The sequence below is a fragment of the Chitinophaga dinghuensis genome (assembly GCF_003259435.1).
GTDB lineage: Bacteria > Bacteroidota > Bacteroidia > Chitinophagales > Chitinophagaceae > Chitinophaga > Chitinophaga dinghuensis.
This window is the reverse complement of sequence record NZ_QLMA01000001.1, coordinates 762,393-778,568: the sequence shown is the minus strand read 5'-3', so window position 1 is coordinate 778,568 and position 16,176 is coordinate 762,393. Positions and strand designations below refer to the sequence as shown.

Here is a 16,176-nt window from a genome sequence, read left to right as displayed (position 1 = left end):
TAAACGTACTACCTACATCAAAACAAATCAAAAAGGGCCTGACGTCAAGCGTCAGGCCCTTTCTTTTATTCTTCATGCATGTATGCTATAACTTTTACCTATCTCGCTATGATAAATTTCACAGGAGCATAGTTACCTTTCTCCGGCTGCAGGTAGTAGGTACCCGCTGGCAGATCTCCCACTCCAATACTATTACCATTTCCTTTTGTCAGCATTACTCTCCTTACATACACGCCATTGCTATTACTAATTAGGGCGCTACCTCCCGCTGCTGCGTTTACATTCAGCGTAGAGGCGACAGGGTTAGGATATACCTGTAACCCATCAGCCAGTTTCATACTGTACATAGCGGCCGACTGCTTGTTCATGGAAGCAGGCGCCGATAAAGGTTGCAGTGCGCTGTTCTCCAGCAATGACAAGGATGGCCTGTCGCCGGCAAGAGCAGATTCATTTGCAAAGAAGGTGATATCTGAGGTACTGGCATCTGTACCGGTGAAAACGCCATATACATGGAATACCAACAGGGAATCGCCACTACGGATACGCTTTAGCAAAGTATCTTTACTGATGTTCCAGGTCATCCAGTTGCCGCCATAGTAAAATCCGGCGTTGAGAGAATCGATATAAGTGCCGTCAGCTGTCCATTTATTCCAGGTGAGACTGTTAGCGTCGCTGTTATCCCAGTTGGTTTTGGCAGCCCATTTCACGACCAGATTGGTTTTTCCGCCATTCGTATTTACGCCACGCACTTTCAGACTCAACCGAACCGTGTCTACATGAGCTAAATTACCTGCATAATCACTCAGTCGGAACTTCAGGAATGTCTCCCGTTTATAACCGCTGTTGGGATCAGGCTTCACGCTCAGGGAAGAATCATTTCCATAATTGGTATTGGCATAACTACCATTTCGTATATACGTATCCGCTACTGGCGTAATACCATCTGGTCTGTTGCCAGGGCCGAAATTGATGTCTATTACCGGAATGTTATTATCGAAGCGATATGGATAGGTGATATCTTTTGAGGAACCATTCGCAAATACGAATTTAATGCGCAACGTGTAAGTACTGTATTTCTTCCAGAACTCCGCCACTGGCATAGATACATTAAAGCTATCGCTGCCAACCAGCGTGCCCACCCAGGCCAGCTGATCATAGTTGGCGCCATCATCATCCTGATCATTGTAGATAACGATAGAACTGATCGCTTTGGTAGTGGTGAATTTACCAGACAAGTTAATATTACCGTTGCTATAGTTGGAATGGAAATTCGTAAATGAAGCATTTCCGCCACCATATAAATCGGTAATAGCATCTTCTGTTCTGAATACCTCACAAGTATGCAGGATAGCGCATTCGCCAGCGGTCATAAACGTAGGGGCGCGACCGTAAGTCTGGTTCCCGCTGCCCATGAGGGCAGTACCTTTGGCAGGATCATTCTTTTCGGATACTTTTTCTTTATCATGCGGCAGGTTCAGGCCATGTCCCAGCTCATGCACCAATCCGCCGATATAGGCGGAAGTGCCGCCTGTGGCGAAATAGCTCGTATCTATATTGGGATTATCCAGCGCAAAGCACCAGCCATTACCCAAACCATAGAAAGGATTATAATCATCCTGTGGCAGGATCACCAGCGTATGCGTACTGTTTTTCTCACCAGGGTTCGCCGCAAAAAACGCGTTTACTTCCGGGATAATTTGGGTGCCGCCTCCATCATAAGGATAATGCGTACGATCATATAAACCATGGAGGATACTGATTTTCACCAGTCCATCGCTGTCTTTACGCAAGCCGAATGTCTCATTCGTGTAGCCGTAATAGTTCATCCATTTACGATAAAAATCCTGCGTTTGCAGCATAATACCGTTTAGGCGTTGCCGATAGCCTGCCACGGTATCTACATCCGTAGGCAGGAAGTAGATGATGTTCAGGTTATGCTTGCGCGTTTCTACCTGCCGCGCCGGCGGAGGCACTACCACACTCGTATCCTGATGATAGTAGATCGTCAGCTGAGGGCGTTGCATGGGTACGGTCCATTCCCTGGAATACATAGAGGTATTCGCTGATGAATTCAGTCGGGTATAGATCGCGAAAGAAACGAGGGAATCTGCTTTGAGCGCCGATTGTACCCTGCTGCTCAACCCGCGCCAGAGCGCAGTGTAAGGCGTAGAATCTCCAATAGCATCCGCTGGCTTGGCTACTACGCTCAATGTATCCGGACCAATACCTGGTTTATTATTCCAGGTAACAGTAGTCTCCGTCCAGGTATTATTGGCCACTGGCAATACATGCCACATATGACCAGCGCCTGTCTGAGAATAATAAACCGTTCCCTGCATCGTGGCGGAATCAATGATCGTTCCTGCGGGCAGGCCCAGTCCTTTCAGACTGAATTTAAGATAGGTAATAAGGTTGTAAACCGAGCTGGCACTGTTCTGTGAATACCGGAAACGGAGCTGCGTGGAGGAGCCGTAATTGGCATTGCGGCCATCGTCTGCGGTGTTGCTGTTTACATAGGTATCTTCTGATACCGGAATCACTTTCATGCCGGATTGTGCCATCGCTGCCTGCGACGCCAAACCACCAACGCAAAATGCAATCGAATGCAAAAGGGTAGATAATTTTCCCATTGTTCGTTTTTTGGTTAAATAAAGAGTATCTGAAACTTTTGCAATGATCGATTACAACGGAAGAAAGGGTTATTTCATAAATATATAATTTATTTAATAAAAAGAAAAGAGGCCTGTTAAAAAGAATTCATCTTTTTAACAGGCCTCCCTATAAATCTGCATTATTAGCTCACTCTACCCATGAAAGGATCGCTGATACTGTCTTTACCTGATTCTACCCTACCTGCAAAGCGTTGCGAGAAAGTATTGCTACCGGCTACGGCTACACTGAAATCATACCACTGTCCACTCTTAGATACATCCATCAGTAAAGTGGATTTACCTTTTGCAGCCACAGTGAGCTTCATTTCTTTCCTGCCATAGGCCAGGTCTTTCGCAATGATGGTTACAGCCGCGCCGCTATGGTTAGTAATTTGCAGCGCCACATTCCCCGTTAGTTTATTGCGATTGATCTTACTACGCTCATATTCACACTCCAGCGTAACAGCCGGATCTGCTGCATTCCCCTGGAACTCGCGGAAATAACCATTCGGGCCGTAAAGGCGCAGATGATAGTGACTATTCTCGAATTCCTGCAAAGGCCAGCTATCTGCAATGCGATCGCCTGCTTTCACGCCATAGGACCAGGTACGTAAAGGTCCCATAGTATGGGTATCTCCCTGGATATAATTACCTGGCGCGTATACGTTGAAAGGCGCACCAGCCGCTTTCTTCCCAAATACTTCATTACCAGCAGCAAAGCTGATCTCAAAGGAACGCTTATCGGCGCTTAGTTTACCATGTGTGTACAACTGATAAGGCAACGCAGAGGACGGTCTTGTTCCCTTTTCCTGTTGCGGCATCCAACCGGAACCGGCAGGGTTATGATTAATGGCGCCAATCTCCTCTGCTGTCAAGGCTTTGAAGTTGTCCGGCAACTTCTTAAACTTCGCATTGTAAATGCCTTCCATTACTTCATTGCGTACTTCAAACGGAAAGTTTAACTGCTCTCCATTAAAAGGACGGAATACTGAACTCAGATCGCCACAAACAGTTCTGCGCCAGTCGGAAATATTCGTTTCCTTAATATCTTTACCGGTCTTATGTTTCAGGAAATTCTCCAGGAACTGAATAATGGAGGTATGATCACATACTTCTGAATTCACATAGCCACCGCGACTCCAAGGCGACGCAATCACCAGCGGAACACGATAGCCCAAGCCTATCGGACTTTCTCTGTGATAATCCTTCCCGATATATTTTTTCTTTTCTTCTTCTTCCAGCGATACATATTCCAAAGCGGTATCGATGCCAGCGGAAACCTTACCGGTGCCCGGTTTGTGCGGAGCGGTAAATGGAGGAACGTGGTCGAAATAACCATCATTCTCATCATAACATAAAACGAAAATGGTCTTCTTCCATACTTCTTCTTTTTTCGTCAGAATATCCAGTACTTCAGATACATACCAGGCGCCGTACCACGGAGAACCCGGATGATCCGAGAATTCCCCCGGTGCAACGAGATAGGATACCGTAGGCAATTTTCCGTTATTCACATCTTCTCTGAACTGATGGAGTATATCTCCTTTAGGCACAGATACTTTCCTCACCTGATCTCCGTCTTTATATTCCAGGGTTTCCAGCTCATGGTAATCCGGATCGCTGATATTGGTAGTAAATGCACGTTGATGTAATTCCTGCTCTCTGTTAGACAGTTTAGCAAAGTTTTCCGGCGTATATTTTACCGCATCTTTCTTCACCTGCTCCAGTTCTTTTTCGCCACGGGCAATGCTTCGTTCCAGTTTCTTATACGCGTCGGAATCTGCTGTCAATCCTGCCAGCTCTTTTTTCTTCGCGGCAATTTCTTCCGGGAGCTGCTTCAGCTGACGTTGCAGATAGTCCATATGCCCTTTGGCAAAACGCACATTATAAGCAGAGAACCACTCAATCGGATTATCTGTGAAATTGGCCAGTAGTCCGTCTTTTTCGCCTTCCAGTCCTGCTGCACTGATTTCATTCTGGTAAATACGCCAGGACACGCCTGCATCCTGCATTCTTTCCGGGAAGGTGGTCCATTTGGCTTCACGGCCATAGTCTACATCTTCATTCCAAACATTGGCCTGAGCGCCATCCTGCTGCTCGCTGCGAAGAGTACCGGTCCATAAATACAGTCGGTTAGGAGTAGTACCCGTCAGAGAAGAACAGAAATTCTGATCGCATACGGTGAAGGCATCTGCCAGAGAATAATAAAAAGGAATGTCTCTCCTGTCGTAGAAGCCCATGGTCAATGGCATTGGCGCCCAGTCGCGGTTACCGCTCTGTTTTACCAGCAGCCACTTATCGTATTTACCATTATTGCGGGCATCTACCTGGTTACTCCAGGAATGCGGGAGACTGGACATCCAGGTGGCTTTTGTATCCCTGATATTCAGTCGGAAAGGGGCATAAGTCTGGCCGGCATGATTGCTTTGCAGCCAAACCAGGTTCTTATTAGGCAGTGTGATTGCTCTGGGATCGTTGTACCCGCGTACCCCTTGCAAAGAGCCATAACAGTGGTCAAAAGAACGGTTCTCCTGCATGAGGATCACCACATGTTCTGCATCCTGCCAGGTAGTTCCCGGCTTGGGATCAATAGCCAAGGCCCGTTGTATAGAACCGGGCATTGCGCCCCATACGCCGGCAGCTCCGGATAGTAGGGCTGCCTTTCTGATAAAATCTCTTCTGGTATCCATTTTCCTTTATTTTTCATGTTCACCGCGGAATGGCTGCTACACAGCCTTCCGGCAATGGTGGCTGAAAATAGGAAATTAAACGGGACCATCCTTATTAAGTAGCTGTTAATTATATGAACGGTAACCAATAAAAAAGGCCTGCTGCACAAGCAGCAAGCCTCGTATATGTATTTAGGTTAAACTTAATTGGTGGCGTTTGCCGGAATTATAGTAATCTTGAAACGAAGAGCAGATGTCGGTAGCTGAATAGCAGCTCCGTTTACTCCCTGCGCTTCAATAAGTACAGTTCCAGGCTGATAAATGTAAGTGAAGGAAGTATTGTTATACACTTCAGGCAATGCCTCATATAACGTTTGGTCCCTGGACATCGCAACTAAAATACCATGCGATTGATTATTACTGGTGTTGATTTCAGGCGTGGTAATCGAAATGTAATATGTTCCTGTAGATGAATCATACTTCCATTGATTCGATTGTACATCGACAATGATAGTTGTGTTTGGAACTATTTCATTTGTTGTTTTCGTGCAGCTCGCTGCGGTTAACAAAACCAGCGCCAACAAGGAGTATAACCATTTTTTCATATAGTAGATTATTTGTAGATTTACTAATGCTAATTTGTTGTAAAAGGATAATATCCAAATACAATGCCATAAATCCGGCAAGCTAATTCAGACTAACATGCTACCCAGATATCCACAAGCGTTAGAGCAGATCAAGGGTTCTCCTCTTATAAAACTCACTTATTCAGGCAAATCAGTCATTGCGTCTTATAAACAGGTAGAACAATCGAATAGGTCAGAAGGTTTTCTAACTGCCCATACTTTAGTTTTTCAAATCTCCGGTTGTAAGGAAATTCACCTGCCCGATGAGAATATCATGGCCCATCCGGGCGATATTATCCTGCTGAAACGCGGCGCCTACTATATGTCCAACCTCATGCCAGATGGCAAGGATCCCTATCAGTCGCTCGTACTACATATGGACGACAATCTGCTGCGATCCTTTCTCAGTGAGGACGCCGGAATAGACTTTACTAAAAATATTTTACCGGCTCCCATGGTGATGGCCTGCAATGATCAGGTGATCAGTGTGCGCAATACCATCCTGGAGTATATAGAACGCCCACACGAAAACACATCGCTGTTATTGGAGCTCAAGCTGAGAGAAGTTTTACTGTTACTGCTTTCGGGAGAAAACCGCCGGCATATCCTGGCCTATTTTCATCATATGTTCTGCCAGTCTAGCGAGCATCTGATTATGACCATCAAAGCCAATCTGCTGAAACCATTAAGTTTACAGGAATACGCCAGTCTTTGCGGACTGAGCCTCTCTACTTTTAAAAGAGAATTCTCCCGTATTTATAATGCCAGTCCGAAAAAGTGGATCAATGATGAGAAACTGAAACATGCGCATTATCTCTTGCAACAATCCGATAAGAATATTAATGAAATATCGGATGAATGTGGATTTGAGCAGACCTCCTATTTTATTAAATGCTATAAAGCCTTTTATGGAGAAACGCCTGGAATTTCCAGGAAGCCCAAAATTACCGCTACAACCATGAACTGAAATTGCCATTAATTGATCGGTTCCTGTTATCAGCACAGGCCATCTGCGCAGTAGTTTTGTTGTCATAAATGATAAGGCAATGAAACACTACATCACAAAAGCATTACTGTTGCTGGCTGGCGCAGTTTATACCCAAACCTCCCAAGCGCAACAACTGAATAGCAGCAAATTTATGAAGACCCCTGAAAGCATTATTCCCTTTCAGCAAGGTTACTTTATCACTGATCTTGGCGCAGGCGGCGATCCCTCAGCTAAAGATGGTAATGGCGTTATCTGGAAAATGGATAAAAAAGGCCAGGGAACTGTATTTGCAACAGGTCTCGATGCACCTAAAGGCACCGCGATCGTAGGCCATACGCTGTACGTAGCAGACGTAGACAAGGTCAAAGGGTTTGATGTCTCCACAGGCAAACAAATTTTCACACTCGATTTCTCCGCCACTGGCACGCTGCTGTTGAATGACCTCACCAAAAAAGATGAGCATACGCTGTTTGTCTCCGCTTCCGATATCAACAAAATTTTCACTATTCACTTAGACGCTGGCGGAAGTTACGAAGCGTTAAAACTGCAGTCTGATGTAAGAGGCGCCAACGGCCTGACTTACGATGCCACTAGTGGCCGGCTCTATGCCTGCGGCTTCGGTAGCCTGAAAACACAGGATGGCCTCATTGGTTATATTGACCTGAAAAAACAACCGGATACTTTCATTCCTTTAAGCGAGCGCAAAGGATTTTATGATGGTATAGAGATGACTGCTAACAAAAAGCAACTGGTTATCTCTGATTGGGTATCGTTCGAAAAGAAGGGAATTTTACTCTTGCTGGATATTGCCAGCGGTAAGATCACTACGGTGAAAGCCCCGTTGATGAATGGTCCGGCAGACTTTACCCTCAGCGGAAACACGGCTATTGTGCCCGCTTTTCTGGATGCAGATATACTGCGTATTCCTTTGAATTAATGAACAAACCGTAACGCTGTGAGGGAAAGCAGCGTTACGGTTTTTCCGCTTTATAAACGGACCTGTACACCCGCCTGCATGCCAGCGAACATGCCATCAAATTTATTATTTGCACGGTCTCTTGTCCAGATGTAATGACCGATAAGATCAGCCCCTACTCCATCTCTGATGCTTACCCAGTTCATATTCGGACCTGCAAACAATTCTATACGATCCCCGAAGCGATAAGCCAGGTAACCGCCCATGGTCCATTTGCTATAAATACCTTTTTTGAAATCGGTCAACACTGTTTGGGTTCCTTCTACGTTTAGGCGTAAGTGTGAGAGTAACGGGAGATGCCATCCCACCCCGGCTTGGAGTGCATACAGGTGTTGTGGACTTTTTAAGTTATAACCGGCGCCCAGTATGCCGTAGAGATGCTTGCTGCCGGACTTAAAACTGGCTATCGCGGTAGCAGATTCATCAACGGTTAATGATATCTGCTTTTCTCCATTCTTTACCAGGTTAATTAATCCGATTGGATATTCACTACTGTCCGCTATATTGATAAAACCGGCTACCTGCACGCCTTTCACTTTCTTCGCGATATTAATGAATCCGGCTACCTGTAATTCTGCATTGTCAGCTTTGTTCATAAAGCCTGCAACCTGTGTACCGCCTGAATTGGCTGCAGTATTCATGAAGCCCGCCACCTGGACACCCATCATGTCTTCTTTTACAAAATTACCGAAGCCGGATAACATCACTCCATCAGCCCGTTGATGAATAACATTGGTAAAACCCGCGATGGTTACAGCTTTATTGGTATTTCCAATATGATTGGCGAAACCAGCAATCTGTACGCCATGCGCCTGTTCTTTGACCACGTTAGCGAAACCGGCAATCGCAATGCCAGTTTCCCCACGGGATACATCGCCTAATATGTTTAATGAGAATCGATTCGTATAGTCGGCAGCGTGTCTTCCATTGGTAGACAGCGGGTATATCAAACTAAGATGCGCTGGCGCATAAGAGTTGTTCTGGGCTTGCATTTCCAGCATTGTCATTGCAAGCAGCAGGGATAAAAATATTTTTTTCATTACTGTATTTATTAGTCGTTCGTATTTACGACACGCTACTAAATACATACCCCTACCACTTCACAAAAAAAATTAGAATATAGTAACTCCAATCTGCCAACCTAGCCACAGACGGGTATCTCCGTTGCCAAATCCTAAATAATTTTTACCGGGTAATGGTGAAACAGGTAGTTCCGGTCGAGTAGTTTTATCCAGGACAGCAGCGGATATAACTGGTCCTGCAAAAATGGCCAGCCCTTTTCTTGGCTTATATAAGAATGCCCCGGAGGCCCGATATACCTGAAACTCATCGCTTGTGCCGGACTGATGATACGTCTGTGCAGATAACTCCGCAGTCACGCTGTAATGCGGATGCATCAACATCTCTCTACCGATACCATATCCCAATACAAAGGAGCGTCCCGGATCTTCCAGACTCATACCACCGGACAGAATACTGTATAGTTTTGCACTTCCGCTTTTCCAGGAAACATTGAATGGCACAAGGTCTGTGCTGGAAACAGATAATTTATGATACCCTTTCTTTACAATGTTGATAAATCCGATCATATAACCGGTAGTACTGTCTGCAACATTGACAAAGCCAATTTGTACGCCTTTTACATAGCGCGCTCTGTTGAAAAAAGTGGATACCTGGGTACCTTCTACGTTATGGGCAATATTAAATATGCCGGCTACCTGCAATCCATGCATATTGGCACTCAGGTTACCGCCGGCAGTAGCCTGCAGACCATGTACATTCTCTGCGCTGTTCAGTATGCCAGCTACCTGAACGCCATACAGGGAGTCCATTGCAAAGTTGCATGCGCCAGAAAGCTGCAGTCCATCTACCTTTCCATAGGTGCTGGAAATTAGTCCGGCTGCCTGCACACCAGTCATATTTTTCTCTACTCTTTGTACGGCGCCACTGATCTGCACTCCTTTCTGAGAACCGATAATGTTATTGGAAATCCCTGCTAACTGTACACCATGCATGGAATCCAGCACGTTGTTATGCAGTCCGGCTAACTGTACACCAATCATTTTACCACCAGTCATATTAAGTAATCCGGCTACCTGTACATTGTGTACATCATTTTTCACGATGTTGAAGGCCCCTGCCAGTTCCACACCATCTACGCCTGCAGTGTAACCACCCAGCACATTAAGAGAGAATTTATTGGCTACCTGTCCTCCCATGCGGCCATGCGTACCGAGTCCGGGTATCAGGGATACCTGGTAGGGCTTATCCGCAAAGAAGTGACGGAGGTTATCGCTCTGTTGCCGAAGTTTGGAGGAAAGAAGGAGTTTACCAAACCATGTTTTTTCTACCTGTGAATGACCGGTTATCTCCACAGTGGGTAGCATGCGGGTATAGGGAGATATCGTTACATTGACTGTCTGATCGTTGCTGATGGGGAGCAGAAGAGAGGTATCCGCATAGAGGTCCTTAGAAACACTGATGGCTGCGGCGGGATATTTATCCCTTAACCGCAGCCTGTAATAACCTTCGTTATTCGTAAAAGTAGAAATGAGTTGGTGTCGTTCATAGACCGTCGCATTGGAAATGCGCTGTCCTGTTTCCCGGTCCGTGACAAATCCCGAGACATAGAAGAACTGCCCTGGTGGCTTGACTTGAAGGATCAGGTAATTATTGTATTCCTTATACTGATAGTTTCCATCCAACAATTTATCCAATATTTGCCGGACTGTTTTTCCTTTTTCAATGATAGTAACGAGGCTATCCTGAGGGATACTGTTACTGATATACGAAAAAGTGAAGTTTCCTTTCTTGCCTATCAGTTGCAATGCAGTGGCGAGTGACTTATTCCGTATGTCCACATCCATGGTGCGGTTCAGAATTTGTTGTGCAAAACCTACTGCAGGCAACAGAAAGCATATTAACAGTAAAGCGTAATATCGTTTTGGAGGCATGGTTATTTCAGTGTGATCGTATTTCCGTTTCTTTCCACTTTGACATTATACGTTCCGCTGATAACGCCCAGGATGGTATCCAGAGAGGTATCTGTGAAAGTGGTGGTGATTGTAATGTTACCGATTTTATTATCGGCGATTGAAATGTCTACGCCATAAGCTTCACTGAGTTTTTCTGCCAGTTGTTCCAGCGGCGTATTATCACAGACAAAGGTACGGGTACGATAGTAATTATAGAGTTCTCCTTTGTTAGTTTCTTTAACAGGAGAAGCGTTACCGTTGACTACTGCTTTTTCATGTGGTTGCAATTGCACCGCGTTGTTATTATTATTTACTTCCACTGCCCCTGTTTCCACGATCACTTCTATTTTCTCTTTAGCTTTTCTGACGTTAAAGGAAGTACCGAGTACGCGTACGTGGGCGTCGCCAACGTGGAGGATGAAAGGGCGGGAAGGATCTGCAGCGATATTGAAGAAGCCTTCGCCTTCCAGCGTTACTTCCCTTTCTTTTCCGAAAGAGGCGGCGTAGGTGATGGAGGAGTGGCGGTTGAGGGTAACCACAGAGCCATCTGGGAGGGTGTCCTGAAGCGTAGTATTACCAGACTTAACAGCCATTTGCCTGGGATTGGAGGGTTGCAGGAACAGGTATGCAACGGAGCCGGCGATTACAAGCACAGTAACGGCGGCGGCTATACGCAGCCAGTTGCGGCGAGGCGTCATGGCTACCACCTGAGCGCCGGAGGGATTAGTATTAACGCGTTGCTGGAAGCGTTCCCAGGCCGCATTTTCGTCTACAGTACTTTTGGAGGCGAGATCACGGCTTTCTTCCCAGATGATACGGAAGTGGCGGAAATAGCGTTCATTCTCGCTATTTTCAGCCAGCCATGAAGTCACCGCTGCTTGTTCCCTACCGGAAGCCATTCCCAGCAGGTATTTCACCAGCACATCGTCGTTTATATGATCGTTAAATTGATTCACAGGTTGTTGATTACAAATTTATCAATACAATTAAAAGAAGGGGCAGGAAGTCTACCAGCTGTTCTCTGAGAATCCGTAAGGCTTTACCCATTTGATTCTCCACTGTTTTCACGGATATACTGAGTCGGTCTGCGATTTCCTGGTATTTCAGGTCTTCGAAGCGGCTTAGCTGGAAAACGGTTCTGCATTTCTCTGGTAGTACCATTAATGCCTTATCAATTTTTTCCTGTAGTTCGCGCAGTTGTACTTTGCCGGCAGCGTGACTGGTAGCGCCGGGCTGATTCATGCGATAGCGTGTATGGGCTGCGTGGGCAGCTTTCACTTTTTCATGGCGAATATGATTGATACTTTCATGATAAACAGCTCTGTATAGGTATCCCGATACAGATGATTTGATCTGTATATCCTTGGATTTCTCCCAGAGTTTGCAAAAAACATTCTGTACCATTTCTTCTGCCATGATATCATCCTTCAGGATGGTGCAGGCGTAGGCGTGCAGGCCTTTGTAGTGGGTTTTAAACAACTGCTCAAAGGTCCATGTTTCCTCCTTTTCCAGTACAGCCTTGTTACCGGTATCCATCAACTCCATGCGTAGGTTTTGAAAACTATGCTCAAAGATAATTCCTTCTGTCAATTGAGTGCTTTTAATAACGACACTTTAATATTCATATACCCCCATGCGGGAAGAAGAATTTTTTTGGGTATTGAGAATCAAGGAAATGTAACGGATTCATCAATTTAACATTCTCTTATAACAGTATTAGGATAACTTTCACAAAAGGACGACTATTTTGGGTCGAAATTAATCATTCGAATGAAGTATCTCTATTACCTGGTAGCGCTCTTAGGCTTGAGCATGGGCGTGTCTGCACAAACCAAAACGGCTTACATTAATTTCCAGCAGCTGGTAAGTCTGATGCCGGAATCCAAAAAAGCGGCTGATTCATTACAAAAATATGCAGATCAATTAAATGCAGATGGACAAGTGATGGTGGCGGAATACACCAAAAATCTGGTAGAATTTGATAGTCTGGCTAGTAAAATGACGGATGGACAGAAGGAAATCCGGGTGACTGCCTTAAAGCAACAACAAGCTAATATCCAGGAATATAAATATCGGATGGAGGAAAAGCTGAATAGTAGAGAAGGTGAATTGCTGGATCCTATTATTAAGAAAGCGAAAGAAGTTTTAAAGGCGCTGCTCAAAGAAAAGGGTTATGCGCTGGTGCTTGATAACTCCAGAGATGCGGTCATAGTGGCCAACGATGCAGATGATCTGATGCCCTTTGCAAAGGCGAAGCTGGGGATAAAGTAGTGATAGATTATCTGTAAAAAAAGAAATGCCAGGCTGCCTGCTATTTACTGTTAGAGAAGATGTTTTGCTCTCCTTACGCCATTCTGTAGTATCATCCCATCTCTTTAACAGTCGATAGCGGCAGCCTAAGCTGTTCCTATATCTTAGATGTGTAAACCATGTGCCAGTAAAGATTTCCAGCGAGGGTTACTGCGTACGAACTCTGCTACTTTCTTGCTGGAAGGCACCATTCTGAAATTCTGTGCCTGAATCTCTTCCATCACTTTACCGAGTAAAAGCGCTGTAACCCCTTGTTTTTCCAAGGTTGGAGGCACTTCTGCCCCAGTCAGGAAGATACGGCTACCATTTCTTTCATAAATTACTTTGGCCGTTTGTCCAGCGATATGCGCTTCAAACTGTCTGGCCTCTTTGTTGTCAATAATCTTAAAATCCTTCATGATAAATTTATTAAATCACACGATTACCTGTTCAGGTGAAAAAGGGAAAGTGTTTTTCAAAAGGGAAGTTGATAAAGCTAGCGTCACAGATATAGAGATATCACTTGACAGATTTACGATGGCAAAGATACGAAATTTTAGGGAGATAGCCGCCTAAAACGGCTGCTGTAGGAAATTTACAGGTCAGAGCAGTTGTCGTCTCCCGAAAAAATACAGTACCCAATTCAACCTAAATCAGATATATATTAAGCGATCCGACAGATTAACAAACAATCACATACAAAATCATAAATATATACTCCATTAATTACTTTCTCTCCAACAAATCACAGGCTTTTCCTGCTTTGCTGCTTATGCTGCTCTGCGAGAAAAAAATATTTAAGCGCATAAAAAAAGCCTGACCAGAGATCTGATCAGGCTTTGAGCGGAAGACCGGGCTCGAACCGGCCACCCCGACCTTGGCAAGGTCGTGCTCTACCAAATGAGCTACTTCCGCAAAGGGTGTATTGTAAGAACTGTTTTGAAAAGCCCGTTATCGAACTTTCAAGCTGGAGCGGAAGACCGGGCTCGAACCGGCCACCCCGACCTTGGCAAGGTCGTGCTCTACCAAATGAGCTACTTCCGCAGGGATGTATTTTAAGAACTGTTTTGATGCGTCCGTTACCGAACTTTTCAAACTGGAGCGGAAGACCGGGCTCGAACCGGCCACCCCGACCTTGGCAAGGTCGTGCTCTACCAAATGAGCTACTTCCGCAAAACTGTTAAGATCTTTCCAACAAATGTAAACAGTTGTTACTGTTCGAGGTAGTTCCCTTTTTTCGTTGGGATTGCAAAGATAGGAAACGAAGTTAAATCACAAAATTTCTTTTTACTTTTTTTGAAACTTTTTCAAGTAACAACAGTTGCACATCTCTATCAAACACAGTACAGTAAAGCATTTCAGGCTATAATTTATTTTGTTGATTTTTCTTTACAAAGATGTATCTACAGTTGATTTATTACTCAAAACAATCTTTTTCTTTGATTTCTTCTTCTTATTCCACCACACGTAGAAGCCTGTTACTGGCAGCGATGCACAGATTAATCCTACTATGAAAACAACTATTTTCCCCCAGATTCCACCTATTGCACCCACATGAATATCGTAGTTCATTTCAATCAAACGCTCTCCTCTGTTCTTGTGTGTGTCGTTTATGCGAGAGAGTAACTTTCCATTATACTGATCAAACTTCAGTTCATCAGCGCTAAAATATTGTTCACTGCTCTTATATCCGCCAATGGTATGCGTAGCTTCAGGCGAGGCGGCAGCCCGAATATAATACCTCCTTGCATCCGGTAAAATGCGCTGTGCTGCCGCAAAGCAACTGTCCAGCGTACTTACAGGCATACTACTATTATCAGGTTGTAATTGCGATTTCACATCTCGTTTAGCCGGAGCCGTTATAGAGCCACTGGCAGCTACATAAACTGCAGTACGGAACCAAGTGAAAGACCATACCATTCCTGTCAAAGCCAATACCAGCGCAACACTCAGTGCATAGAAGCCCAGTACGTTATGTAAGTCGTAGTTCACTCGCTTAAATCCCGCTTTCCAGCGCACCTTGAAACTCTGCTCCCTCGAAGCTTTGGTCCATTTCTTCGGCCACCAGAGCACCAAACCAGTAATTAATAATATTACGAAGATGAAGGTTCCCCAGCCTACTATCGGCTGGCCATATGGGGTATTCAGCAATAAGCTCCAGTGCAAATATTTAACGATGAAAAAGAAATTGTGCTTGTAATCTACCACCGCCGTGACTTTCCCGGTATAAGGATTCACCAGCGCGACTTCATAATACTCCACTGCCCCGAAATAAGTAAGGGCAGTATCATTGCCTTTATAGGTCATGAATTCCCAGGCACGATCCGGCGCTTTATAGGTGGTGACAAAACTTACCGGACGGTCTGCCCCCAGGGCATCCTGGGCATTGCGGGTAAGCTGGGTTACCGGCAGCGGAGTACCGGCGGGAGTGACAAACATTTTATCGTGGTAATACCATTCGTTGATTTCTTTCTGGAAAGTAAACACACATCCAGATACAGCCACTACCAGTACAATAATTCCTGAAACCAGACCGAGCCACAGATGCAGCCAGTCAATAACCTTCCGAACACGTGATTTTCCGCCTTTTGTTCCTTTTTTAGCCTTTTCCCTGATCATAGATAGTGATTACGTACGCTGAAGTGCAAATTTCAGCGCTACACCCCGCAGAAACTACTCAGATCCGGAAAAGCATTTACGTGATACGGAAAATAAAAGAGCCTTCCGGGATACGGAAGGCTCAGTCGATAATTATGTTGAAGCGAAAAACCGCTTATTTATACTTTGGATTGTACAGTGTGCTTTCTGGAACAGCTACATCCGGCTTACCAGGGTAGTGATGTTTGTAAAGGTTGTAGCAACCGCCCAACATGAAAGCCAGTATGCAAAACAATTGTACATAAAAAATAAAACGGGAAGTAGATACCTTATCCAAGGTTACATCGTTCGGATTTGCTACTGTATTTTCTGTTGTATTGTGTTCCATATTCAGTTTATTTCCG

13 protein-coding genes and 3 tRNA genes are annotated in these 16,176 nt (G+C 44.9%); 3 read left to right on the top strand and 13 right to left on the bottom strand.

The genetic code is table 11. The features are described from left to right. Nucleotides 1–98 precede the first annotated feature (98 nt). The 3 genes from CLV59_RS03240 to CLV59_RS03230 all read right to left on the bottom strand — a co-directional run bounded on the left by CLV59_RS03240 (nucleotide 99) and on the right by CLV59_RS03230 (nucleotide 5,925). On the bottom strand, nucleotides 99–2,630 hold the full coding sequence (locus tag CLV59_RS03240; protein ID WP_111590557.1) for a CBM96 family carbohydrate-binding protein: 2,532 nt from the start codon (nucleotides 2,628–2,630) through the stop codon (nucleotides 99–101). 164 nt (nucleotides 2,631–2,794) lie between these two features. Continuing rightward, a complete protein-coding gene (locus tag CLV59_RS03235) occupies nucleotides 2,795–5,341 on the bottom strand; it encodes a phosphocholine-specific phospholipase C (RefSeq protein WP_111590556.1) in 2,547 nt (848 codons plus the stop codon). A 182-nt stretch (nucleotides 5,342–5,523) separates the two neighbouring features. Further along, nucleotides 5,524–5,925, bottom strand: coding sequence for a hypothetical protein (locus CLV59_RS03230; protein ID WP_111590555.1), 402 nt, complete (start codon nucleotides 5,923–5,925; stop codon nucleotides 5,524–5,526). Between the two features lie 97 nt (nucleotides 5,926–6,022). Here CLV59_RS03230 and CLV59_RS03225 point away from each other — a divergent pair, with 97 nt between their 5' ends. Continuing rightward, nucleotides 6,023–6,913: a helix-turn-helix transcriptional regulator gene (locus tag CLV59_RS03225; protein WP_111590554.1), complete on the top strand. Its 891-nt coding sequence runs from the start codon at nucleotides 6,023–6,025 to the stop codon at nucleotides 6,911–6,913. 79 nt (nucleotides 6,914–6,992) lie between these two features. Beyond that, a complete protein-coding gene (locus tag CLV59_RS03220; protein ID WP_111590553.1) occupies nucleotides 6,993–7,871 on the top strand; it encodes an SMP-30/gluconolactonase/LRE family protein in 879 nt (292 codons plus the stop codon). A gap of 50 nt (nucleotides 7,872–7,921) precedes the next feature. Here the strand turns inward: CLV59_RS03220 and CLV59_RS03215 are convergent, their stop codons facing one another. From CLV59_RS03215 to CLV59_RS03200, 4 genes are all read right to left on the bottom strand, one after another. Beyond that, the gene (locus CLV59_RS03215; RefSeq protein WP_111590552.1) at nucleotides 7,922–8,950 is read right to left on the bottom strand and encodes a hypothetical protein; all 1,029 of its coding nucleotides are present in this window, start codon (nucleotides 8,948–8,950) and stop codon (nucleotides 7,922–7,924) included. A 72-nt stretch (nucleotides 8,951–9,022) separates the two neighbouring features. Next, complete coding sequence (locus tag CLV59_RS03210) at nucleotides 9,023–10,864, bottom strand: peptidase associated/transthyretin-like domain-containing protein (RefSeq protein ID WP_111590551.1); 1,842 nt, start codon at nucleotides 10,862–10,864, stop codon at nucleotides 9,023–9,025. A gap of 2 nt (nucleotides 10,865–10,866) precedes the next feature. Next, on the bottom strand, nucleotides 10,867–11,841 hold the full coding sequence (locus CLV59_RS03205) for a FecR domain-containing protein (protein WP_111590550.1): 975 nt from the start codon (nucleotides 11,839–11,841) through the stop codon (nucleotides 10,867–10,869). 10 nt (nucleotides 11,842–11,851) lie between these two features. Beyond that, on the bottom strand, nucleotides 11,852–12,475 hold the full coding sequence (locus CLV59_RS03200; protein ID WP_245950754.1) for an RNA polymerase sigma-70 factor: 624 nt from the start codon (nucleotides 12,473–12,475) through the stop codon (nucleotides 11,852–11,854). 180 nt (nucleotides 12,476–12,655) lie between these two features. Between CLV59_RS03200 and CLV59_RS03195 the strand changes: the two genes are divergently transcribed. Beyond that, nucleotides 12,656–13,156, top strand: coding sequence for an OmpH family outer membrane protein (locus tag CLV59_RS03195; protein WP_111590548.1), 501 nt, complete (start codon nucleotides 12,656–12,658; stop codon nucleotides 13,154–13,156). Nucleotides 13,157–13,299: 143 nt separating this feature from the next. Here CLV59_RS03195 and CLV59_RS03190 read toward each other — a convergent pair whose 3' ends face one another. The 6 genes from CLV59_RS03190 to CLV59_RS03165 all read right to left on the bottom strand — a co-directional run bounded on the left by CLV59_RS03190 (nucleotide 13,300) and on the right by CLV59_RS03165 (nucleotide 16,160). Beyond that, nucleotides 13,300–13,593, bottom strand: a complete 294-nt coding sequence (locus CLV59_RS03190; RefSeq protein WP_111590547.1) for a GNAT family N-acetyltransferase — start codon at nucleotides 13,591–13,593, stop codon at nucleotides 13,300–13,302. 423 nt (nucleotides 13,594–14,016) lie between these two features. Further along, a tRNA-Gly gene (locus tag CLV59_RS03185) sits at nucleotides 14,017–14,089 on the bottom strand. 53 nt (nucleotides 14,090–14,142) lie between these two features. Beyond that, nucleotides 14,143–14,218 (bottom strand) — tRNA-Gly (locus CLV59_RS03180). A 53-nt stretch (nucleotides 14,219–14,271) separates the two neighbouring features. Then, nucleotides 14,272–14,347, bottom strand: a tRNA-Gly gene (locus tag CLV59_RS03175). A gap of 216 nt (nucleotides 14,348–14,563) precedes the next feature. Beyond that, entirely contained in the window at nucleotides 14,564–15,793 is a 1,230-nt protein-coding gene (locus tag CLV59_RS03170; protein WP_111590546.1) for a PepSY-associated TM helix domain-containing protein, read from the bottom strand. Nucleotides 15,794–15,947: 154 nt separating this feature from the next. After that, nucleotides 15,948–16,160, bottom strand: coding sequence for a hypothetical protein (locus CLV59_RS03165; protein ID WP_111590545.1), 213 nt, complete (start codon nucleotides 16,158–16,160; stop codon nucleotides 15,948–15,950). Between the last annotated feature and the right edge of the window lie 16 nt (nucleotides 16,161–16,176).